24 protein-coding genes are annotated in these 21,828 nt (G+C 69.4%); 12 read left to right on the top strand and 12 right to left on the bottom strand.

Translation table 11 applies throughout. The annotated features are described in order from the left end of the window. The first annotated feature begins 2 nt into the window (after positions 1-2). From ACFYWJ_RS09695 to ACFYWJ_RS09680, 4 genes are all read left to right on the top strand, one after another. Positions 3-374 (top strand): DUF742 domain-containing protein, encoded by a 372-nt coding sequence (locus ACFYWJ_RS09695; RefSeq protein WP_355273490.1) that lies wholly within the window; start codon positions 3-5, stop codon positions 372-374. A 4-nt stretch (positions 375-378) separates the two neighbouring features. After that, on the top strand, positions 379-978 hold the full coding sequence (locus tag ACFYWJ_RS09690; protein WP_218717093.1) for an ATP/GTP-binding protein: 600 nt from the start codon (positions 379-381) through the stop codon (positions 976-978). Then, positions 971-1,753, top strand: coding sequence for a hypothetical protein (locus tag ACFYWJ_RS09685; RefSeq protein ID WP_355273492.1), 783 nt, complete (start codon positions 971-973; stop codon positions 1,751-1,753). The genes ACFYWJ_RS09690 and ACFYWJ_RS09685 overlap by 8 nt, the downstream gene beginning before the upstream one ends. 495 nt (positions 1,754-2,248) lie before the next feature. Further along, positions 2,249-2,473, top strand: coding sequence for a hypothetical protein (locus ACFYWJ_RS09680; protein ID WP_355273495.1), 225 nt, complete (start codon positions 2,249-2,251; stop codon positions 2,471-2,473). 121 nt (positions 2,474-2,594) lie between these two features. On the opposite strand, the gene rpmF is transcribed toward ACFYWJ_RS09680, so the two are convergent. Genes rpmF through mrf form a run of 3 tightly spaced genes read right to left on the bottom strand, consistent with a single transcriptional unit; the run spans position 2,595 to position 4,336 of the window. Beyond that, the gene (gene rpmF, locus ACFYWJ_RS09675) at positions 2,595-2,768 is read right to left on the bottom strand and encodes a 50S ribosomal protein L32 (RefSeq protein ID WP_355273498.1); all 174 of its coding nucleotides are present in this window, start codon (positions 2,766-2,768) and stop codon (positions 2,595-2,597) included. 3 nt (positions 2,769-2,771) lie between these two features. Then, complete coding sequence (locus ACFYWJ_RS09670; RefSeq protein WP_355273501.1) at positions 2,772-3,038, bottom strand: type B 50S ribosomal protein L31; 267 nt, start codon at positions 3,036-3,038, stop codon at positions 2,772-2,774. Continuing rightward, entirely contained in the window at positions 3,035-4,336 is a 1,302-nt protein-coding gene (mrf, locus tag ACFYWJ_RS09665) for a ribosome hibernation factor-recruiting GTPase MRF (protein WP_355273504.1), read from the bottom strand. Before mrf ends, ACFYWJ_RS09670 begins: the two co-directional genes overlap by 4 nt. A gap of 103 nt (positions 4,337-4,439) precedes the next feature. Here mrf and rpmB point away from each other — a divergent pair, with 103 nt between their 5' ends. From rpmB to rpsR, 4 genes are read left to right on the top strand one after another with little or no spacing between them, the layout of a single operon-like run. Further along, positions 4,440-4,676, top strand: a complete 237-nt coding sequence (rpmB, locus tag ACFYWJ_RS09660) for a 50S ribosomal protein L28 (RefSeq protein WP_019049258.1) — start codon at positions 4,440-4,442, stop codon at positions 4,674-4,676. A gap of 11 nt (positions 4,677-4,687) precedes the next feature. Continuing rightward, complete coding sequence (gene rpmG / locus ACFYWJ_RS09655) at positions 4,688-4,858, top strand: 50S ribosomal protein L33 (protein ID WP_068914580.1); 171 nt, start codon at positions 4,688-4,690, stop codon at positions 4,856-4,858. Beyond that, positions 4,858-5,163, top strand: coding sequence for a 30S ribosomal protein S14 (gene rpsN / locus ACFYWJ_RS09650; RefSeq protein ID WP_355273507.1), 306 nt, complete (start codon positions 4,858-4,860; stop codon positions 5,161-5,163). Before rpmG ends, rpsN begins: the two co-directional genes overlap by 1 nt. 32 nt (positions 5,164-5,195) lie before the next feature. Next, entirely contained in the window at positions 5,196-5,450 is a 255-nt protein-coding gene (gene rpsR / locus ACFYWJ_RS09645; protein ID WP_022566236.1) for a 30S ribosomal protein S18, read from the top strand. Positions 5,451-5,534: 84 nt separating this feature from the next. Here the strand turns inward: rpsR and ACFYWJ_RS09640 are convergent, their stop codons facing one another. Further along, positions 5,535-6,104, bottom strand: coding sequence for a LysM peptidoglycan-binding domain-containing protein (locus ACFYWJ_RS09640; protein WP_355273511.1), 570 nt, complete (start codon positions 6,102-6,104; stop codon positions 5,535-5,537). Positions 6,105-6,319: 215 nt separating this feature from the next. On the opposite strand from ACFYWJ_RS09640, the gene ACFYWJ_RS09635 reads away from it, so the two are divergent. Further along, positions 6,320-6,763 (top strand): hypothetical protein, encoded by a 444-nt coding sequence (locus ACFYWJ_RS09635; RefSeq protein ID WP_355273514.1) that lies wholly within the window; start codon positions 6,320-6,322, stop codon positions 6,761-6,763. Positions 6,764-6,820: 57 nt separating this feature from the next. Here ACFYWJ_RS09635 and purH read toward each other — a convergent pair whose 3' ends face one another. The 6 genes from purH to sucC all read right to left on the bottom strand — a co-directional run bounded on the left by purH (position 6,821) and on the right by sucC (position 14,086). Continuing rightward, positions 6,821-8,386: a bifunctional phosphoribosylaminoimidazolecarboxamide formyltransferase/IMP cyclohydrolase gene (gene purH / locus ACFYWJ_RS09630; RefSeq protein WP_355273516.1), complete on the bottom strand. Its 1,566-nt coding sequence runs from the start codon at positions 8,384-8,386 to the stop codon at positions 6,821-6,823. Further along, positions 8,383-9,039, bottom strand: coding sequence for a phosphoribosylglycinamide formyltransferase (gene purN, locus ACFYWJ_RS09625; protein ID WP_355274625.1), 657 nt, complete (start codon positions 9,037-9,039; stop codon positions 8,383-8,385). Before purN ends, purH begins: the two co-directional genes overlap by 4 nt. 56 nt (positions 9,040-9,095) lie before the next feature. Continuing rightward, positions 9,096-10,616 (bottom strand): DUF6350 family protein, encoded by a 1,521-nt coding sequence (locus ACFYWJ_RS09620; protein ID WP_355273518.1) that lies wholly within the window; start codon positions 10,614-10,616, stop codon positions 9,096-9,098. 112 nt (positions 10,617-10,728) lie between these two features. After that, positions 10,729-11,793 (bottom strand): DUF5336 domain-containing protein, encoded by a 1,065-nt coding sequence (locus tag ACFYWJ_RS09615; RefSeq protein WP_355273520.1) that lies wholly within the window; start codon positions 11,791-11,793, stop codon positions 10,729-10,731. Positions 11,794-11,990: 197 nt separating this feature from the next. Continuing rightward, entirely contained in the window at positions 11,991-12,908 is a 918-nt protein-coding gene (sucD, locus tag ACFYWJ_RS09610) for a succinate--CoA ligase subunit alpha (RefSeq protein ID WP_355273523.1), read from the bottom strand. An 11-nt stretch (positions 12,909-12,919) separates the two neighbouring features. Further along, complete coding sequence (sucC, locus tag ACFYWJ_RS09605) at positions 12,920-14,086, bottom strand: ADP-forming succinate--CoA ligase subunit beta (protein ID WP_355273526.1); 1,167 nt, start codon at positions 14,084-14,086, stop codon at positions 12,920-12,922. A 520-nt stretch (positions 14,087-14,606) separates the two neighbouring features. On the opposite strand from sucC, the gene ACFYWJ_RS09600 reads away from it, so the two are divergent. Together ACFYWJ_RS09600 and ACFYWJ_RS09595 are read left to right on the top strand one after the other, a co-directional pair. Continuing rightward, positions 14,607-15,650 carry a M23 family metallopeptidase gene (locus ACFYWJ_RS09600; RefSeq protein ID WP_355273528.1) on the top strand — a complete coding sequence of 348 codons (1,044 nt, stop codon included), beginning with the start codon at positions 14,607-14,609 and terminating at the stop codon, positions 15,648-15,650. 58 nt (positions 15,651-15,708) lie between these two features. Continuing rightward, on the top strand, positions 15,709-17,088 hold the full coding sequence (locus ACFYWJ_RS09595; RefSeq protein WP_355273530.1) for a DUF1731 domain-containing protein: 1,380 nt from the start codon (positions 15,709-15,711) through the stop codon (positions 17,086-17,088). 8 nt (positions 17,089-17,096) lie between these two features. Here ACFYWJ_RS09595 and pcrA read toward each other — a convergent pair whose 3' ends face one another. Continuing rightward, positions 17,097-19,685 carry a DNA helicase PcrA gene (pcrA, locus tag ACFYWJ_RS09590; RefSeq protein WP_355273533.1) on the bottom strand — a complete coding sequence of 863 codons (2,589 nt, stop codon included), beginning with the start codon at positions 19,683-19,685 and terminating at the stop codon, positions 17,097-17,099. A gap of 299 nt (positions 19,686-19,984) precedes the next feature. On the opposite strand from pcrA, the gene ACFYWJ_RS09585 reads away from it, so the two are divergent. Next, positions 19,985-20,278, top strand: a complete 294-nt coding sequence (locus ACFYWJ_RS09585; protein WP_022566231.1) for a chorismate mutase — start codon at positions 19,985-19,987, stop codon at positions 20,276-20,278. A gap of 90 nt (positions 20,279-20,368) precedes the next feature. Here the strand turns inward: ACFYWJ_RS09585 and ACFYWJ_RS09580 are convergent, their stop codons facing one another. Beyond that, positions 20,369-21,826, bottom strand: coding sequence for an NAD-dependent succinate-semialdehyde dehydrogenase (locus ACFYWJ_RS09580; protein ID WP_355273534.1), 1,458 nt, complete (start codon positions 21,824-21,826; stop codon positions 20,369-20,371). Between the last annotated feature and the right edge of the window lie 2 nt (positions 21,827-21,828).

Here is a 21,828-nt window from a genome sequence, read left to right as displayed (position 1 = left end):
AGATGTCGAGTCCGTACGGATCAGAAAACCGGCCGACAACCAGGGTCAGGCCCTACGCTCTGACCTCGGGCCGGACCGAGCCCGCGATCTCGCTGCCGTTGGAGGCAGTGGTGGAGACGGTCTCCTACACCGCGCACATGGAATGGCCCGTAGGGGACTTGCGCACCGAAATCGTGCGACTGGGTACACATCGGCTCTCGGTCGCGGAAATAGCTGCATACCTCGGACGCCCACTGGGTATGGTCCGGGTGATGATCGGCGATCTCGTAGTCGGCGGGATTCTTCGAGTGCATTCGACGCTGACCGAGCAGGCGAGCTATGACGAACGCCGATCACTGATGGAGAGGACTTTGCGTGGACTCCGTGGCCTCTGAGGGCATGCGCCCCCCGAACCCCGATCAACGGGTCGCGTCGACCAAGATCGTCGTGGCAGGCGGATTCGGCGCAGGCAAGACGACTTTCGTCGGTGCGGTGTCGGAGATCGTTCCGCTGCGCACCGAGGCGATGGTCACCCATTTCTCCGACGGCATCGACGATCTCGCCGAGACGCCGGAGAAGGAGACGACCACCGTCGCCATGGACTTCGGCCGCATCGTGCTGCCGGGCAACCTGGTGCTGTACCTGTTCGGCACGCCCGGCCAGAAGCGGTTCTGGTTCATGTGGGACGACCTGATCCGCGGCGCCATCGGCGCGGTGGTGCTGATCGATACCCGCAGGCTGGAGGACAGCTTCGCCGCGGTCGACTTCTTCGAGGCGCGCGGGCTGCCGTTCCTGATCGCGGTGAACCGCTTCCCGAACGCGCCCCGCTTCCCGATCGCCGAACTGCGCGAGGCGCTCTCGGTGCGCGAGGGCATCCCGATCGTCGACATCGACGCGCGCAACGCGGTCGAGGTCAGGCAGGCGCTGGCGGCGGTCACCGAGTACGCCATCGCGCAGCTCGAGCCGCAGCAGTTCGAGGAGGCCGGCCGGCGTGGCTGACCTGCTCGCCGCGACCGGCGCCGAGACGTTCGGTCGCGGTACCGGCATCGCCTGGCTCGCGTTCGGCCTGTCGGTCCTCGGCGCGCTGGTGGCGTTCGCCTGTGTGCGGCACGCGAAGTACTCCCAGCGGTTCCGGCTGCTCTGGCTGACGATGGCGGCGGTCTCGCTCGGCGGGGTCGGCCTGTGGCTGGCGAATTCGGTGGCGCTGCTCGGCATCCGGGTGCAGGAGACCACGCTGCGGTACAACGCGGCGCTCGGCGCCGCGGCGGCCGCCACCGCGGTCGTCGGCGTGCTGGCCGGTCTGCTGATCGGCGGCCGTACCCCGCAGCTGCCGCGGCTGATCATCGGCGGGCTGACGATGGGTCTCAGCGTCGGCCTGTCGACCTACCTGACGCTGGACGCGCTGGCGGTGCAGGGCACCGTGGACGAGTCGCTGGGGCTGATCGGTGTCTCCGTGCTGGCGTCGATGGCGCTGTGCACCGCGACGCTGTGGGCGTTCCAGGTCGTGCGGGTGGTCCTCGTGCGGGTGGCGGCCTCGGCACTGTTCGCGGTCGGCGTCGCCGCCGTGTACTACACCGCGCTCGCCGCACTGGAGTTCACGATCGATCCGGGCAGCCGGACGCCGGGCGGGCTCACCCCGTTCGACCTGGTGTTCCCGATGTTCGTGCTCGGCGCTCTCGGCCTGACGGTGCCGATCACCGCGGTGCTGATCGCGCCGGACCGGCGGGACGCGGCCGAACGCCAGCGCGAGGCGCGCACCGTCGCCGTCCGGTGACCAGCTAACGTCCGGTTTGTCGGAAAATTTGTGAACGAGCGCCCCGCTCGCGGAATCCATCGCGACGGACCGCATTCGGCCCGAAAACCGCCCCTGAAGTGGCGATGAGCGGGTTCTCCTTAACCGGAGAACCCGCCCTCCCGCACGAGAGTACATACCCGCCAAGGACTCCGCATCAGTCACTCGGGAATTTTCTTGTGCCACAAAACAAACCAAGAGTTGGTTATGCGCCTTCCAGCAATCGCCCGGCAAGCCGTCCGCCCTGCTCACGCCAAGTGGCATCTGTCACATCGGTAACCGGCCGATTGCCCGGCACCCACCGATCCGGCGCTGAGCAGGCACGACAACCGCACCGAAAGCCCCCTGGACAGCGTGCGCGGAAGAACCGGCCGCTGACGGCGCGTTCGGCCCCCACCAGGCCCGTCAGCGGGTTATCGTCGGCCGGGGCGCATTCGTCTCGCCCAGCACATCCAAGGTTCGTTCGAAGGAGTTCGCATGGCCGTCAACGTGGTGCTCGACAAAGTTCTCGACAAGGAATACGAGAACAAGACGCTGAAGGAAATCCTCGCCGCGCCGCCGTCGGCCCTGGCCGGCCTGACCGAGGCGCACGACAAGCAGCTGCTCGAGGCCCTGAAGATCAAGACCATCGCCGACCTCGGCAGCAACAAGTTCTTCCAGCTCGCCGCGGCCCTGGCCGAACTGGCCGAGCGCGAGGGCTGATCCCTCGCACCAGCGACGACAACGGCCTGCCGGACGTATCCGGCAGGCCGTTGCTGTTGTCCGATCCCCGATCCGGGTTGTCCCCTCCGAACCAGCTCTCGAACTCCGCGTACGGGCGAACCTAGATCCGCGACGGGTCGATCAGACCCTTCCGCACTGCCCCAACGATACGACGCGGCACCTGGTATTCCACACCGGCGACGGTGACCGGGACCAGCTGCGGAACGGCGGCTTTCCACTGCGAACGCCTGCTGCGGGTGTTCGACCGCGACATCCTGCGCTTCGGCACTGCCATGACTCAGCCCTCCTTGCCTGCGCGCGAACGCTTTCCGTACTTGCGCTCGAACTTCTCCACCCGGCCCTGGGTGTCGAGATTGCGATGGGTGCCGGTCCAGAACGGATGCGAATCCGAGGTGACGTCGACGACCAGCAACGGATACGTCGCGCCGTCGGTCCATTCGACGGTGCGATCGCTGGTCGAGGTCGACCGGGTCAGGAACCGCTTGCCGGTGCTCGAATCCTCGAAGACCACCGGGTGGTAGTCGGGGTGGATGCCCGCTTTCATGACGTTTCTCCTCTCTCGGTGCGCTCGCCCGCCGTGGCCGGGGCCTCGGACGGATCGGCGCAGGGGTCTTCGTGCCAGTCGCCGAAGGGGTCGTCCCACAACGCGACTCGTTCCGGTGCCCGGTCGACCAGCAGCAGCTCGTCGTCCTCGACCAGCGCCCAGTGCAGCGCGTGCCGGATCTCGGCGGGATCGGCGTCGTGGGCCAGGATCACCAGCGACACATCGCGATCGCCGAACCGCTCGTCCCAGCGCAGCGCGGCCATCGCCCGGCGGTCCGGATCGGCCTCGGCCTGCTCCTCGGCGCTCATCGCGGCCAGCCAGCGACCGGCGCCGCCGACCCGCAGGCCACCGCCCGCCGATTCCAGCCAGACCACCTGGTCGGGCTGGGTGGCCAGCCAGATCCGGCCGCGCGCGGTGACCACACCGTCGAACAGCACGTCCAGCGCGTCGTGCAGCCGGCCGGGATGGAACGGCCTGCGCGCGGCGAATTCGATGAGCGAGACACCGCAGTCGGTGGTCAGCGGCGGCTGACCGCGCAGCAGCGGCGCGTGGGCGTCGAAGATCCGGCCGCGGCGCGCGTCGGCCGGGACGCGGGTCAGCAGCGCGCCGACCTCGACCGCGTCGAAGGCGGGCAGCTGGTCGAGCCAGGCGACCGGCGCGGTGGGCGTCATCCGGCCCAGGACGGCGCCGAGCCGTTCGCGGTCGAGCGCGTCGACACCGGTGGCCAGCACCACCAGCGCGTCGGCGAACTCGACCTGGCCGACGGCCACCTGCGCGACCGTCCGCTCGTCGTCGGCCGCGGCGAGCCCGCGGTCGGCCAGCACCTCGTCGCCGGTGGCGTCGGCCAGCCACTGCTGCCCGTCCAGGCAGGTCAGCGTGGCCTCGATCCGTACGTTCCGGCTCGCGGGCCCGTCGACCCGGTCCGCCACTCCGGTCACCTCGACCGTGTCGATCGCGTGGCACAGCGCCTCGGCCTCGATGGCCGGGTCGAGCGCGAGCACGATGCGGCGCACGTGCTCGCGGGCGGCGAGCGTGCACAGCATCGGCAGCAGATCCGCGCGCAGCGTGCAGGACACGCAGCCGTGCGCGAGCTCCAGCACGGTGGTCGTGACGGTGCCCGCGGTGCGCACCGTGCGCCGCACGACGCCTTCGCGCAGCTCGGCGAGGTCGTGGTGCACCACCACGGTGCCCGCGTCGGCGCTCAGTGTCGCCGCGATGTGCTCGACGCCGGTCATGGCAGGTCCGGAGAAGCCGGCCAGCAGCACGACGGGCGTTCTCCGGTCGGACTGGTCCAGCACCCGAAACCCCTTTCGATAACGATTTTCATTTACGTTACCCCAACGGTACAGTGCGGAATAACTGTTGTCGAAAATGGTTGTCATCACCATGGATGGAGGTCGCATGTCGGCCCACTGCCAGGTCACCGGTCGCAAGCCCGGCTTCGGAAAAGCCGTCTCGCACTCACACCGGCGCACCAACCGGCGCTGGAACCCCAACATCCAGCGCAAGACCTACTACCTGCCCAGCGAGGGCCGCCGCATCACGCTGACGGTCTCCGCCAAGGGCATCAAGACCATCGACCGGGACGGGATCGAGGCCGTGGTGGCCCGCATCCGCGCCCGCGGCGACAAGATCTAGGAGCAGCGCCCATGGCCTCGAAATCGACCGATATCCGGCCCATCGTCAAACTCAAGTCCACCGCGGGGACCGGCTTCACCTACGTCACCCGCAAGAATCGCCGCAACGACCCCGACCGGCTGGTCCTGCGCAAATACGACCCCGTCGTGCGCAAGCACGTCGACTTCCGCGAGGAGCGCTGATGGCGAAGAAGTCCAAGATCGCCCGCAACGAGCAGCGCCGCGCGATCGTGGCACGCTACGCCGCCCGCCGCGCCGAGCTCAAGGAGCTCATCCGCAAGCCGTCCACCGGGGACGCCGAGCGGGCCGCCGCGCAGGCGGAACTGCGCAACCAGCCCCGCGACGCCAGTCCGGTACGATTGCGCAATCGGGATGCAGCCGATGGCCGGCCACGCGGCCATCTCCGGAAGTTCGGCCTCTCCCGTGTTCGTGTGCGCGAGATGGCCCACCGGGGCGAGCTCCCTGGGGTCCACAAATCGAGCTGGTAGACACCCACTGATCTCGTGAGAAGGAACATCGCATGGCAGTGAAGCGAGCACCGTCCAAGAAGGCACGCGCCGAGCAGGGCCGTAAGCCGAAGAAGAACCCGTTGATCGCCGCGGGCATCGAAGTCGTCGACTACAAAGACGTCAACCTGCTGCGCACCTTCATCTCCGACCGCGGCAAGATCCGCAGCCGCCGGGTGACCGGCCTGACCCCGCAGCAGCAGCGTCAGGTCGCCGTCGCGGTGAAGAACGCGCGCGAGATGGCGCTGCTGCCCTTCACCAGCCGGTAGACACCGCAGAACCAAAAGTGGCCCCGAAGCTGTTGCCTCGGGGCCACTTTCGTTGTGCAGGCGATGAACGCTGCGGCTACGTCATCACGGGATGGTGAGGACCTGGCCCGCGTTGATCAGATCCGGGTTGTCGATACCGCTGGCCGACGCGATCTCGTGGTAGCGATTGCCGTCGCCGTAGAAACGCTCGGAGATGGCCCACAGGGTGTCGCCCGGCTCGACCGTGTAGGTCTGCGCCGCGGGCGGCGGGGGGACCTCTTCGGCGATCGGGGCGGCGGCGACCGGCTCCGGCTCGGCAGCCGGGGCGGGCAGCGGGTTGTCGGTGTTGGTGGCGGTGGCCCACGCGACCGAGTCGTCGGTGCCGTAGAGCACGACGTTGCGGTCGGGCTGCACCACCAGGCGCTCGACGTTCTTGCCGCTGGTGTCGGTCGCCCAGACGCGCGAGCCGTCACCCTTGTAGATGACGAAGTCGCCATCGTGCTGCAGGGCCGCGCGCTGCACGTCCTGCCCATGAGTCTGTGCGGCCCACACGACGTTACCGTCGGGCTCGGTCAGCACAAGGTTGCCGTCCGGCTGCAGGGCCAGGGTGTACGCACCGCCGGTCAGGGACTGTCCCAGTCCCAGTTCTTCGCCTACGCGCAGCGTGTCGCCCACGTTTGTCCTTTCGAAGATCCAGTTGCAGAGCATCCAACATCAGTGATGCTCGCCGCTTGCCACGGCGTCGCATCGGAAGCGAATGTAGTCCCCACCGAGCCGAAACGGGTGAGTTACGCGCAGGGTTCGCGGAAAGTTCACTGTGGGGAGTATCGCGTTTAGAATGCCCCACTCGGCCGGGCGAGCGCGTACGCCACGCCGACTAGGCTCACGGTATGCGAACGACGTCGCGTTTCACCGCCGCCGCGGCCGCCCTGGCCGTGCTGCTGGGCCCGATCACCGCCTGCTCGAGCTCCGATGACGCTGCACCCCAATCGAATTCGACGACAACGAGCGCCCGGCCGGAAGACGGCAACGCGAGCCTCGGCCATCGATTCACGCCCGATCCCACCATCGTCAACCCCCATCCCCTGCCCTTCACCTCGTGGACCCGCCTGAGCGACAACACGATCGGCGTGAATTTCCAGACCGGCAACCCGGAGTGCTACGGCGTCGACGTCACCGTCACCGAGTCGGCCACCGCCGTCGCGGTCGCCCTGCGCGGGGGCACCCGCGCCGACGCGGTCGGCAAGATGTGCACCATGAACGCCGTCTTCGGCACCGTCGAGATCACCCTGAAGTCACCGCTGGGCAGCCGCCAGGTGGTCGACGCCGGATAACGAGAACGGGTGCCGCACCGAGGATTCGGTGCGGCACCCGTTCGGGTTCGCCGTGACTCAGTGCGCGAAGTGACGCGCTCCGGTCAGGTACAGCGTGACGCCGGCTTCCTTGCAGAGCTCGACGGTGTCCTTGTCGCGGATCGAGCCACCGGGGTGCACGATCGCGCGCACGCCCGCGGCCACCAGGATCTGCGGGCCGTCGGAGAACGGGAAGAACGCGTCGGACGCGGCGACCGAGCCCTTGGCCCGCTCACCGGCCCGCTCGACGGCCAGCTTGCAGGAGTCGACCCGGTTGACCTGACCCATGCCGACGCCGACGGCGGCACCGTCGTCGGCCAGCAGGATCGCGTTCGACTTCACGGCACGGCAAGCGCGCCAAGCGAATTCGAGGTCGGCCAGGGTGGTGGCGTCGGCCGGGTCGCCCGCGGCGAGGGTCCAGTTGGCCGGATCGTCGCCGGTGGCGTCGAGGACGTCGCGGTCCTGCAGCAGCGCACCGCCGCTGATCGGGCGCAGCTCCACACCCTTGCGCTGCGGCGGCTCGGCCACCAGCACGCGCACGTTCTTCTTGCGCTGCAGCACCTCGACCGCGCCGGGCGCGTAGCCGGGGGCCACGATGACCTCGGTGAAGATCTCGGCGACCTGCTCGGCCATCTCCACGCTGACCTCGCGGTTGGCCGCGATCACGCCGCCGTAGGCGCTGACCGGGTCGGTGGCGTGGGCCTTGCGGTGCGCCTCGGCGATATCGGCGCCGACGGCGATGCCGCACGGGTTGGCGTGCTTGATCACCGCGACGGCGGGCTCGTCGAAGTCGTAGGCGGCGCGCCAGGCGGCGTCACCGTCGGTGTAGTTGTTGTACGACATCTCCTTGCCGTGCAGCTGCTCGGCCTGCGCGATGCCGACCGTGCCGTCGTTGCTGGTGTACAGCGCGGCGGCCTGGTGCGGGTTCTCGCCGTAGCGCAGCACCGCGGCGCGCTCCCACGAACCGGCGACCCAGCCGGGGAACTGCTCGGTCTCGGGCTGCACGGCGGGCACGGCGACCGAGCCCATCCAGCTCGCGACGGCCACGTCGTAGCTCGCGGTGTGCTGGAAGGCCTTGGCGGCCAGGCCGGTCCGCTCGGCGAGGGTGAAGCCGCCGGACTTCACCGCGGCGAGCACGTCGTCGTAGTCGTTGACGTCGACGACCACACCGACCGAGGGGTGGTTCTTCGCGGCGGCGCGCACCATCGACGGACCGCCGATATCGATCTGCTCGACGCACTCGTCGATGCTCGCGCCGCTGGCCACCGTCTGGGTGAACGGGTAGAGGTTCACCACCACCAGCTGGAAGGCCTCCACGCCCAGCTCGGCGAGCTGGGCGACGTGCTCCGCGCGGCGGGTGTCGGCCAGGATGCCCGCGTGCACCCGGGGGTGCAGGGTCTTGACCCGGCCGTCGAGGGTCTCCGGGAAACCGGTCAGGTCCTCGACCTTGGTGACCGGAATGCCCGCCTCGGCGATCTTGCCCGCGGTCGAACCGGTCGACACCAGCTCCACGCCGGCGGCGTGCAGTCCGGTGGCCAGCTCGATGAGCCCGGTCTTGTCGTAGACGCTCACCAGCGCCCTGCGGATCGCCTTACGTTCACTCACCGGCGTGCTCGCTCATCTGGAATTTCTGCCTTTCGTCCGTCGGAGACAATGCCTCGGGTGGCGACAGCGGCGATGACCTCCGCCAGCAACCGTCGCTCGACAACCTTGATGCGCTCGTGCAGGGCGGCCTCGTCGTCGCCGGGCAGCACGTCGACCGCCTCCTGCGCGAGGATCGGGCCGGTGTCGACACCACCGTCGACCAGGTGCACGGTGCAGCCGGTGACCTTGGCGCCGTAGGCGAGCGCGTCCCGCACCCCGTGCGCGCCCGGGAACGAGGGCAGCAGCGCGGGATGGGTGTTGATGAACCGGCCGCCGAACCGCTCGAGGAACGCGGGACCGACGATCTTCATGAAGCCGGCGGAGACAACCAGGTCGGGCCGGAAGGCGTCGACGGCCTCGGTCAGCGCGCGATCCCAGGCGGCCCGATCGTCGAAGTCCCGCACCGCGACCCGGAAGTGCTCGATCCCGGCGGTCTCGGCGTGTTCGGTCGCCTGGCACACCCGGTCGACGCCGACCGCGACGATCTTCGCGGGATAGCCGGGCTCGCGCGCGGCGGCCAGCAGCGCGTTGAGCAGCGAGCCGGTGCCCGAGGCGAGGACGACGACGGTAGCCGGTGTCCCTGCGGGCTTCCACTGGGCAAACGAGGACGTCAGCGCTCTACTCCTGCGTGTGTCGGGTGGCGGCGATCGGCGATACCGCCGGGTCGAGCTTAACGACCGGTGCTCTTGTCACCTTCCGGCAGGTCCGACTCGACGACCTCCGCGTCGACGATGTCGTCGGTCGGCGGGGCCGTCGAGCCCGGCGCGGCGATACTCACCTCGACGTCGTCGTCGAAGTCGGTGACCAGTTCGGCGTCGACCTCGACGGCGGAATCGTCGTCGTCGTAGTCGGGTTCGTCCTCGTCGTCGTCGTAGTAGTAGTCGTCTTCGTCGTCGTACTCGTCGTCGAAGTCGTCGTGGTCGGCGTAGGTGTCGTCGTCGTACTCGTCGTAGTCGTCGGCCGGGGCGGCGGGGGCGAGGAAGCGCCGGGCGAAGAACATGCCGACGAAACCGCCGAAGCCGAACCAGGTGACCATCAGCACGACCAGCATCAGCAGGTCGACCCCGGCGCGGCCGACGGCGCCGAGCTGTCCGCCGCCGAGGATCGCGAGCACCAGGAAGATCAGGGTGGACAGCGCGGCGGAGGTGAGCGTCGCCCACGGCGCGCCCGGCCGGTCGTCGCTGGTGCGGCCCAGCTCGATACCGCCGAGCACCCCCACCGCGATCGGGATCAGCAGCAGCACCGGCCACCAGGCCGCCGATGGCCCCTCCGGCAGCGGGATCAGCGCGGGCAGGGCGGGCACCGGTCCGGCGGTGACCCCGAACAGCCCGACCGACCCCGCGCCGAACTGCACGGGCGCGCCGCACAGCATGCCGGCTGCGGCGATCACCACGTTCGGCAGATAGAGCAGCGACAGCAGCGTCATGCCGAGCACGTCGGTGACGTTGTGCGCCTGGTCGTACGCGCCGTCGAGCCGGGACAGGTGCAGGAAGAACGACACCGCCGTGGCCAGCGCGGCACAGCCCAGCATCCGCAGCACGGTGCGCCGGGCGGCGCGGGCGCCGAGCACGGCCCACGCCGGGATCTCGACCGGCAGCAGCGCACACACCGAGGGCCAGGCGCGGGTGGCGATCCCGCCCGCCGCCGCGCCGAGGTAGAGCACGAGCACCCAGCCGAACGCGGTCACCGGGCCGGGCGGTTCGAGCGGGGTGACGCCCGCGGCGTCACCGGTGACGGCCAGGCAGACGGCGGTCATCAGCAGCGGGCCGGCGAGCACGGCGCCGGCGAGCCAGCCGAGGTCGACCGGGGTGGGACGGCGGGGCACCGCGCGGGCGCATTCGCGGGCGGCCATCAGGACCAGGATCATGGTCGGGACGAGCGGCAGCACACCCAGCGTCGTCCGGCCGACGGTCAGCGGAACCTGATGGGCGGCGAGCCAGGTCGCCGCGACCGCACCGGGCGCGCTGGTCAGATCGGTATCGGTGGTCAGCATGACCACCAGGACCAGCAGGACCGTCGCCGCCAGCCCACAGATCGTCGGCCGGGCGGCGACCAGCAGCAGTGTGCGCGCCCGCTCGGGCGACAGCGACCACCAGGGCGGTTCGTGACCGTGCCCGGACGGCGGTGCGGTGGCCTCCCCGTCACCGCGTGACCCGGAGGTCCGGCGCACGAGGGCGTTACGGGAGCTCATGACAATTCAGCGTGGCAGCTTCCCCGGCGGGCGCGGGTCAGGCGCGCCGCGAGCCCACAGGCGCACCTGTGGGCTCGCGATCGAACCTGTGCCACGCGCGGCGGCCGTCGGTTTACTTGTTGTCGTCGGTCGGGCGGAACGCCGTCGTCGCGTCGGACGCCGGGTCGGCGTTCTGCTCGCCACCGAACGGCTGGCCCTGCTGCGGCGCGGCCGCACCGGGCTGCGCGCCACCGTAGGTCGGCGCGCCGAAGGGCTGACCCTGGCCGGGCTGCTGCCCGCCGAAGTGCTGGGTCGCGCTCTCGTCCGGCCGCGGCTGCGCCTGCGGCGCGGCACCGTAGGGCGACTGCTGCTGCGGCGCACCGTACTGCTGGCCGTACGGCGACTGCGGCGGCTGCTGGCCGTAGGACGGCTGCTGGCCCGGCTGACCGTAGGACGGCTGCGGCGCCTGCGGCACCGACGGCTGGCTCTGCTGGCCGTACGGCGACTGGGTCGGGTACTGGCCGCCGGTCTGGCTCTGGCCGTAACCGCCCTGCCCGTACGCCTGCTGGCCGGTGCCCTGGCCGTAGCCCTGCTGGCCGTAGCCCGGCTGCTGGCCGTACTGGCCGTACTGACCCGGCTGCTGCTGCGGCTGGGCGGGCTTGGGCGCGGGCGGCTTGATGATGCCCAGCTCGAACAGCACAGCGACGATCGCGGCGGCCGCGGTGAGCAGCGCGAAGACGATCACGATGTAGGCGCCGAACTCGAGCTCGGCGCCCTCGGGGACCGAGAAGGTCAGCGCGAGCACGGCGAACAGGCCCGCCACCGCGGCCGCGGCCGAGGCGCCGAGCAGCTTCTGCTTGGGCAGCAACGACACACCGGCCAGCAGACCGGCCAGCAGCACGATGCCCAGCGTGGCCGAGCCGCCGAAGTAGGCGAAGAAGCTGTCGGTCTCGTCGCTGCTGACGGTGGTGCCGCCGATGGTCACCGGCTTGGTGCCGACGAACGGCAGGAAGCCGAGCAGGAAGGTCAGCACGCCGAGGCCTGCGGTCGCCGCGGTCAGGATGAAGGGCAGCCCTTTGCCTTCCGCGTCGGTCGCGGACGATGGCGCAGCGCCGGCGGCACCGGTGCTCGGGCCCTGGCTGGGCGCGGCGGGTGTCGCGGGTGCGTTGTACCCGGAGCCCCCGGTCGGGTAGGACATGTCGTCGTCTCCTTGTCGAGTCGTGCGCACGGTCGCGTCGAACTGACTGGTGCTGATCCGGTTACTGACGCTACTGCACGTCCTGTCCCCGGTCATCACCTACCGAGCGGGCTGTGGACAACCACCGCCCTGTGCAGAATCGACGAAGGCCGCCCCGGTCAAACCTGGAGGCGGCCTTCGTAGCTGTTGCGTGCGGATCAGGCGGAGGCGATGGACGCCTTCTCCAGGATCTCGCGCGCGAGCGCGGCGGTGGCGGACGGCGTCTTGCCGACCTTCACACCCGCGGCCTCGAGCGCTTCCTGCTTGGCCTGCGCGGTACCGCCGCCGCTGGAGACGATGGCGCCGGCGTGGCCCATGGTCTTGCCCTCGGGCGCGGTGAAGCCGGCGACGTAGCCGACGACCGGCTTGGTCACGTTGGCCTTGATGTAGGCCGCGGCACGCTCTTCGGCGTCGCCACCGATCTCGCCGATCATGACGATGATCTTGGTCTCCGGGTCCTTCTCGAACGCCTCGATGGCGTCGATGTGGGTGGTGCCGATGACCGGGTCGCCGCCGATGCCGATCGCGGTCGAGAAACCGAAATCGCGCAGCTCGTACATCATCTGGTAGGTCAGGGTGCCCGACTTCGACACCAGGCCGATCGGGCCCTTGCCGGTGATGTTGTTCGGGGTGATGCCGACCAGCGCCTCGCCGGGGGTGATGATGCCGGGGCAGTTCGGGCCGATGATGCGGGTCTTCTCGCCCTTCTCCACGTTGTAGGCCCACGCGTAGGCGGAGTCCTGCACCGGGATGCCCTCGGTGATGACCACGAGCAGCGGGATCTCCGCGTCGATGGCCTCGACGATGGCGTCCTTGGAGAAGGCGGGCGGCACGAACGCGATGGAGGTGTCGGCGCCGGTCTTCTCCATCGCCTCGGCGACGGAAGCGAACACGGGCAGCTCGATCTCGTTGCCGTCTTTGTCGGTGTGGGTGACGGTGGTGCCCGCCTTGCGCGCGTTCACGCCACCGACGACGTTGGTGCCCGCCTTCAGCATCAGCGCGGTGTGCTTGGTGCCCTCGCCGCCGGTGATGCCCTGGACGATGACCTTGTTGTCCTTGTTCAGGAAGATGGACATGTTCGTGTTCCTTACTTGGCTGCGGCCAGTTCGGCGGCCTTGTCGGCGCCTTCGTCCATGGTCTGGGCCAGCGTCACCAGCGGGTGGTTGGCCTCGGCGAGGATCTTGCGGCCCTCGTCGACGTTGTTGCCGTCGAGACGGACGACCAGCGGCTTGGTGGCCGCGTCGCCGAGGATCTCCAGCGCCTTCACGATGCCGTTGGCGACCGCGTCGCACGCGGTGATGCCACCGAACACGTTGACGAACACGCTCTTGACCTGCGCGTCGCCCAGGATGACGTCCAGACCCGCGGCCATCACGGAAGCCGAAGCGCCACCGCCGATGTCGAGGAAGTTGGCCGGCTTCACGCCGCCGTGGTTCTCACCGGCGTACGCGACGACGTCCAGGGTCGACATGACCAGGCCGGCGCCGTTGCCGATGATGCCGACCTCACCGTCGAGCTTGACGTAGTTGAGGTCGTTCTCCTTGGCCTTCAGCTCGAGCGGGTCGGTCGCGTCGACGTCGGCGAAGTTCAGGTGATCGGGGTGCCGGTACTCGGCGTTCTCGTCCAGGGTGACCTTGCCGTCGAGGGCGAGGATCTCGTCCTGCGGGGTGCGCACCAGCGGGTTGACCTCGACCAGGGTGGTGTCTTCGGAGATGAAGACCTCCCACAGCTTCTGGATGGTCACGGCCGCGGCGTCGAGCACGTCGGCGGGCAGGTGGCCCTTCTCCGCGATCTCACGGGCGAAGGCCAGGTCGACACCCTTGACGGCGTCGACGGCGATCTTGGCGAGGCGCTCGGGGGTCTTCTCCGCGACCTCTTCGATCTCCATGCCGCCCTCGACCGAACACATGGCCAGGTAGGTGCGGTTGGACCGATCGAGCAGGAAGGAGATGTAGTACTCCTCCGCGATGTCCTTGGCCTCGGCGACAAGGAGCTTCTTGACGATGTGGCCCTTGATGTCCAGGCCGAGAATGTTCTGCGCGTGCGTGAACGCGTCCTCCGGGGTGGCGGCGTACTTGACGCCACCCGCCTTACCACGGCCGCCCACCTTGACCTGCGCCTTGACCATCACCGGCTTGCCGATTTCCTCGGCAATCGCGCGAGCTTCTTCGGCCGTGTCGCAAACACGACCCTCGGACGAAGGCACTCCGTGCTTAACGAAGAGCTCCTTCGCCTGATATTCGAAGAGATCCATGTACTCACCGTCTCGTCTGCGTTGCTATGACAACGTCTTTGTTGGCGGCCCGACGTCGGTAGCGGGTCGGGTCGGACTCTAACCAGTCACATGGAGGGCCAATCGGCCACATTCATCCTAAGTGGCGCAGGTCACGACGTGTTACGGGAGGTCGGGAAAACCGCTGGCCAAGGCTACTGGCGAGTAGTTTTTCGGCGATTTCCGGCACCGTGGCAGGTCGGGACACGTAAAGCCGTGACCCCTCACGATCTACTACGTTATGTCGTCGAAGGTCCTCACCCGGGAGGCCTCGAAATGGTGAGATATTCCGACGCGTTACGGTGACGAATCTCACACACTACGGTACGTTTTCGGCGAGCGCTTGCCACTCTGCAATCGCTTCGTTACCGTCAATGCGGTCGAAGTCACAACCAGGTCACGACAACCAGGTCACGACTGGCAAGTCAGGACTGAGGAGGACGACAAGCTTGAGGCACGTCAGCACTCGCTTGGAACAGCCGTCGGCGATTCGGCGCAGCCGATGAACCACCGCTCCACCTTCACAGTCGAAGATCGCACCAACTCCGGCCACCGTTACCGGTACACCGACGAGTACACCTCGCACCCGCAGGGCAGGCGCGCGCCCGCCGCGGCGCCCGAGCCCGCGTGGCCGCAGCAGAACACCTGGCAGGACCAGAACCACTGGAACGCCGACAGCGCGTGGACGCCCGCCGAAGACGAGTGGACTCCGGACGAGTCCGACACCTATGACTCCGGCACCTACGCCACCGCGTGGGAGCCCACCCGCGCCACCGAATCCGAAGAGCCCGCGCCGCGCCGCGCCGAACGTCGTGGTGGCGCGCACCGCGTGCCCGCTCCCCCCGCCGCACTGAAGGGCCGCGCCGCGGTCATCGCCGTCGCCGCGGGCGCTGTCGTCGCCGCCGGTCAGGCCGCGATGGCCGATCCGGGCCAGCCGGCGCACGGTGTCGACTACGAGGCCGCCGGTCAGATCCACGAGATCGCGGCCCAGTCGATGAGCACCGCCGATCTCGACGAGAACGGCACCGGCGCTTCGGTTCTCGACGCCACCACCATCGCCGACAAGAGCCACTTCGACGACATCCTCGCCAAGGGCCAGAAGTTCGCCGAAGATCTCGCCGCGCAGGAATCGGCCAAGCTGCGCCCGCTGTTCGCGAAGTTCACCTCCGGTAACTACACCTCCGGTTTCGGCGCCCGCTGGGGTGTGCAGCACCTCGGCATCGACGTCGCCGGTCCGATCGGTACCCCGATCTACTCGGTCGCCGACGGCACCGTCATCGAGGCCGGGCCCGCCTCCGGCTTCGGCATGTGGGTGCGCGTCCTGCACGACGACGGCACCGTCACGATCTACGGCCACATCGACACCGCGACCGTGGTGCAGGGTGAGCGGGTCATGGCGGGCGATCAGATCGCCACCATGGGCAACCGCGGCTTCTCCACCGGCCCGCACTGCCACTTCGAGGTGTGGCTCAACGGCACCGACAAGATCGATCCGGTCCCGTGGCTGGCCACCCGCGGCATCAGCCTGGGCGCCCAGCGCGACTGAGGTGAGGTGATCAGCGGCACCCTTCCCAGTGCCGCCGGTCCCGGTTAGCGTTCCAGTCATGGCTGGTACGACGAAGTACACGCAGTTCATCGCGCTCCCACCGGAATCCGTGTGGAGCGTCCTGGGGGATCTCGAACAGTGGCCGGAGTGGAATCCGGGCGTGCGGTCGGTGCGGATGCACGGGCCGGTCGCCGTCGGCGCCACCGGTGACTACCTGCCGAGCGGACAGGTCGCGGCGCGTGTCCACGGCCGATTCGGCGAATCGTTCACCGTCACCACCGTCATCCCCGACCGGGAACTGAGCATCGAACAGCCCGAACCCGCCGGAGCCATGCGGCTCACCTGGCGGCTGACCCCGCGCGACGGCGGCACCGAGATCACCCAGGAGCTGCGGTTCACCGGTCCGTCCGCCGCGGCGGCGCGCGCGGTGGTCCGGCCGTTCATCGAAACCGATGCGCGCGTGAACTTCTCGCGACTGGCGCGGCTGGCCGGGCTGGTGCCCGCCGACGACGCGCTCACCGTGGTCATCGCCGGTGGTACCGGTGCGCTCGGCACCCAGATCGCCGCCGACCTCACCTGTCGCGGCCAGCGCGTCACCCTGCTCACCCGCAGGCGCGTGCCCGCGCTGCCGTTCCGGCAGACCGAATGGGACGGCCGCTCGGTCGGCGCCTGGGCCGCGGAACTGCGGGAACCAGGCAGGCTCGCGGTGATCAACTTGGCGGGCAAGCTGGTCGACTGCCGCCCCACCGAACGCAACATCACCGAACTGCGCACCAGCCGAGTCGATTCCACCGCTGCCCTGGTCGCCGCCGCCGGGCTGCGGGACACCCCGGTCGACTACTGGGTGCAGGCCAGCACCACCGCGATCTGGTCGGACGCGGGCGAAACCCGCTGCACCGAAACCACTCCCCTGCCCGTGGGCCTGCCGCAGATGACCGGCGTCGCCCAGCCGTGGGAGGAGGCGTTCGATCCGGCCCGCGCCGCGCACTGGACGATCCTGCGCACCTCCATCGTCCTCGATCCCGACGCTCCCGCGCTCAAGCGCCTCGCCCAGCTCACCAAGGCGGGCCTCGGCGGCCGGGTCGGCCCCGGTGACCAGTGGTTCAGCTGGATCCACATCGAGGACTGGCTCGCCGTCGTCCGGGCGACGCTCGGCCTCGATCCCGACCTCGCCCTCCCCGACGGCGTCCTCGTCGCCGCGACCGAATTCCCGGTCCGCAACACCGAACTCATGGCGACCCTGCGCCGCCTGCTGCACCGGCCGCCGTCGCCGCCGACCCCGGCGGCGATCCTGAAGGTCGGCGCCGTCGTCCTGCGCACCGATCCGGCTCTCGGCCTGACCGGCCGCCACGCCACCTCGGAAGTCCTGCACAAGGCGGGCTTCGCCTTTCGCTATCCGACTCTCGACGAAGCCCTGACGGATCTACTGCCGCACTGAGGTTCGCCCTACAGCTTCACAATGGTCCGGCTGAACTGGGGGATCAGCCGGATCTTTCCGGCCGTGCCGAAGTCGATGGTGACGGTCGCCAACGGGCCGACACCGTCGGCGGCGACCACCCGGCCCAGGCCGTACTTGTCGTCGCTGACCCGATCGCCCACGGCGAGCACGAGATCGGTGTTGTTCCGCTTGACCGCGCCGCCGCCCGGCGCGGGCCTGCGCTGACCGGTGCCGCCGCGCACACCGGGACGCTGGTCCCAGCCGTCGCCCCTGGTCCAGTCGCGTTCGAAACCGCTCTCCTCGCGCCTGCGGCCACGCTGGACGGGCGAGACCACCGGCTCCAGGCGACGCCAGTCCAGCAGGTGCTGCGGGATCTCCTGCAGGAACCGCGATTCCGGGTTCGACACCGGCTGGCCCCAGCCCGAGCGCACCACGGCGCGCGAGAGATAGAGCCGCTGCCGCGCCCTGGTGATGCCGACGTAGGCGAGCCTGCGCTCCTCGGCCAGCTCGGTCGGATCGCCCAGCGCGCGCATGTGCGGGAACTGGCCGTCCTCCCAGCCGGTGACGAAGACGACCGGGAACTCCAGGCCCTTCGCGGTGTGCAGCGTCATCATGGTGACCACGCCCGACCCCTCGTCCGGGATCTGGTCGGTGTCGGCCACCAGCGACACCCGCTCGAGGAACGCCGCGAGCGAGCCGGGCTCGGGTTCGCCGTCGCCCGCCTCCGGCAGCAGCCCCTCCTCGCGCGCGGCCTCGGCGTTGTTGAACGCCTCGGAGCTGAATTCGCGGGCCACGCTGACCAGTTCGTTCAGGTTGTCCAGGCGCGCGCCGTCCTGCGGATCGTCGGAGGCTTCCAGTTCGGCCCGGTACCCGGTGCGGTCGAGCACCGCGTCGACGACATTGCCCACGTCGGGATACTCGCTGTCGGCGCGCTTTCCGGTCGCGCGGATCTCGTCGAGCAGGTCGAGGAAACCGGCGATGGCCCGCACCGCCCTGGTGTTGAGCAGCGCGACCTTGCCGTCGGCGGCGTCGCGCAGCGCGGCGGCGAAACCGATGTCGCGCTGTTCGGCGTGCACCGCGACGCACGCCTCGGCGCGATCGCCGATCCCGCGGCGCGGGGTGTTGAGGATGCGGCGCAGGCTCACCGCGTCGTCGGGGTTCTCCAGCACGCGCAGGTAGGCCACCACATCGCGGACTTCCTTGCGCTCGTAGAACCGGACGCCGCCGACCACCTTGTACGGCAGGCCCATCCGGATGAAGATCTCCTCCAGCGCCCGCGAATTGTTGTTGGTGCGGTAGAAGACCGCGACATCGCCGTAGTTCGCGTCGCCCGCGTCGACCAGCTTGTCGATCTCCTTGGCGACGAACGCGGCCTCGTCGTGCTCGTTGTCGGCGACGTAGCCGGTGATCAGCTCGCCCTCGCCCGAGTCGGTCCACAGCTTCTTCTCGCGCCTGCCCTCGTTGCGCGAGATCACCGCGTTGGCGGCGGAGAGGATGTGCTGGGTGGAGCGGTAGTTCTGCTCCAGCAGAATGGTTTCCGCGTCGGGGAAATCGCGCTCGAATTCCTCGATGTTGCGGATCGTCGCGCCGCGGAAGGCGTAGATGGACTGATCCGCGTCGCCGACCACGCACAGCTCGCTCGGCTCGACGCCGGCTTCCTCGTCGGTCTGCGCGCTGTGGTGGCCGACGAGTTCACGCACCAGGACGTACTGCGCGTGGTTGGTGTCCTGGTACTCGTCGACCAGGACGTGCCGGAACCGGCGCCGGTAGTACTCGGCCACCTGCGGGTGGTTCTGCAACAGCGCGACCGTCTCGCCGATCAGGTCGTCGAAGTCCATGGCATTGGCCGCACGCAGCCGCTTCTGGTACTCGGCGTAGACCCGGGCCACCAGCGCGGGCAGTTCCGTCTCGTCGGCCTCGGCGTCGGCGGCGGCCTGCTCGGGCCCGATGAGTTCGTTCTTCAAGTTGGAAATTGCGGTCGCCAGCAACCGCGCCGAATACTTCTTGGTGTCGATGTCGAAATCGCGGCTGATCATCGTCAGCAAACGGCGCGAATCGTCGGCGTCGTAGATGGAGAAATTCGAATTCAGGCCAGGCAACAGGGCGGCCTGCATCCGCAGAATGCGCACACAGCTGGAATGGAAGGTCGAGACCCACATGCTGGCCGCGCGCGGGCCGACCAGCCCCGCGACCCGCTCGCGCATCTCGGCGGCGGCCTTGTTGGTGAAGGTGATCGCCAGGATCTGCCCGGTGTGCACGCCGCGCGCGGCGAGCAGGTAGGCGATGCGCCGGGTGAGCACCGCGGTCTTGCCCGAGCCGGCGCCCGCGACGATCAGCAGGGGTGAGCCCGCGTGCACGACGGCAGCGCGCTGCTGCGGATTCAGTCCGTCGAGCAGGCGTTCGGTCTCCTCGACGCGGCGCTGCTCGCGTTCCTTGCGGCGCTGTTCCTGCTCGGCGCTGTGCCGCGCCGCCGCCTCGGCCAGCCCGCCACCGGACGCGCCGGAACCACCACCGTCCCGGCGCGATAGCTCCGCGGGCGCGGACGCTGGTTCACTGGGATCGGCGGCTGAGGCGTGGGGAGCGACCGTGATATCCATCGTCTGTCCACGCTACCGGCGGGCACCGACAGGCGGCGAACCGCGGGCTTCTCAGCTGATTCACAAACACAACTGTTTTGCATGACTGGGGGCCCGTGGCACACTGGGCCTCATGGCCAGTGCTTCTCCGCATGCCCGGATCGGCAAACGATCCGATATCGTGGCGGTGCGCGCGGCTATTTGCGCACTCCCGGGGGGATCACGTACCGCCCATCGGGAAAGTTTCAGGGTGAAGGAACAGATCGGGTAACAGGCCGTGCGGCCCCACCGATCCAAGTTCTGACACGAGGAGATGAATGATGAGCACCCCTGCTACGACCACCGGGTCCGATTCGGCTCTGCCGCAATCCGAGGCGGAGATCGAGAAGCTCCGCCTCGAGATCGACCAGCTCGACGCCACGATCCTCGCCGCGATCAAACGCCGGAGTGAGATCTCCCGGATCATCGGCCGTACCCGGATGGCCTCCGGTGGTCCGCGCCTGGTCCACAGCCGCGAGATGAAGGTGCTCGAGCGCTTCAGTGAGCTCGGCCAGGAGGGCCACACCCTCGCCATGCTCCTGCTCCGCCTCGGCCGAGGTCGCCTCGGCCGCTAGGCACCGACCAAGCCACGCGGCGGACCACCAGTTCGCCGCCTCCACAAAGCCGCCCCGGGTGCGACACCATCCCCGGGGCGGTTTCGTGTCTCAGGTCAGCGCGACGTACTTCGTGTTCAGGTATTCCTCGATGCCCTCGATGCCGCCCTCGCGCCCGAAGCCCGATTCCTTGACGCCGCCGAACGGCGCGGCCGGGTCGGAGATGACGCCGCGATTGACGCCGACCATGCCCGTCTCCAGCGCCTCCGACACCCGCAGCGCCCGGTCCAGATCCCGCGTGTACAGGTAGCTGACCAGGCCGTATTCGGTGTCGTTGGCGGCGGCGACGCCCTCGTCCTCGGTATCGAAGGCGACGATCGGGGCGACCGGGCCGAAGACCTCCTCGCGCAGGATGCGCGCCGAGGCGGGCACGTCACCGAGGACGGTGGCCGGGTAGAACCAGCCGGGGCCACCGGGTGCCTTGCCGCCGAGCAGCAGCTGGGCGCCCTGGTCGACGGCGTCGTCGACCAGCTCGCTGACGATCTCCCGCTGCTCCTCGCTGACCAGCGGACCGAGGGTGCTGGCCGGATCGGTGCCCGGCCCGAGCACCACGGTGTCGGTCATCGCGGCGACCAGCTTGGCGGTGAACTCGGCGACCACCCCGCGCTGCACGTGGAAGCGATTGGCCGCGGTGCACGCCTCGCCGCCGTTGCGCAGCTTCGCCTGCATCGCGCCGGCCACCGCGGCGTCGATGTCGGCGTCGTCGAACACGACGAACGGGGCATTGCCACCCAGCTCCATCGAGGTGCGCAGCAGCCGGTTCGCCGACGCCGAGACGAGCTTCTTACCGACCTCGGTGGACCCGGTGAAGGTGAGTTTGCGCAGCCGCGGATCGTCGATCAGCGGGCCGGTGACGGCACCGGAACGCTGGGTCGTGACCACCGACAGCACGCCGTCGGGCAGTCCGGCCTCGCTGCACAGCTTGGCCAGCGCCAGCATGGTCAGCGGGGTCGCCGAGGCGGGCTTGACGATCATCGTGCAACCCGCGGCGAGCGCGGGCCCGATCTTGCGGGTGCCCATGGCCAGCGGGAAGTTCCACGGCGTGATCGCCAGACACGGACCGACCGGTTGTTTTGTCACCATGATCCGGCCGGTTCCCGACGGCGCGTGCAGGTAGCGGCCGTGCACCCGCACCGCCTCCTCGCTGAACCACCGGAAGAACTCGGCGCCGTAGCGCACTTCGTTGCGGCTCTCGGCCAGCGCCTTGCCCATCTCGAGGGTCATCAGCAGCGCGAACTCCTCGGCCCGCGCGGTCAGCTGCTCGAACACCGCCCGCAGGATCTCGCCGCGCTCGCGCGACGGGGTCGCCGCCCACGCCTCGCCCGCCGCGACGGCCGCGTCGAGCGCGCGCATCGCGTCGTCCGGCGTGGCATCGGCGACCTGCGCGATCACCGAGCCGTCGGCGGGATTGCGCACCGCGAAGGTGCCACCGCCCGTCGCCTCGACCGGCCCGGAGCCGATCCACAAACCCTTCGGTACGAATTCGAGTACGTCACGTTCGGACACCATGG

Source organism: Nocardia sp. NPDC003269, from assembly GCF_042888005.1.
GTDB lineage: Bacteria > Actinomycetota > Actinomycetes > Mycobacteriales > Mycobacteriaceae > Nocardia.
This window is presented reverse-complemented; position numbering and strand designations above follow the sequence as displayed.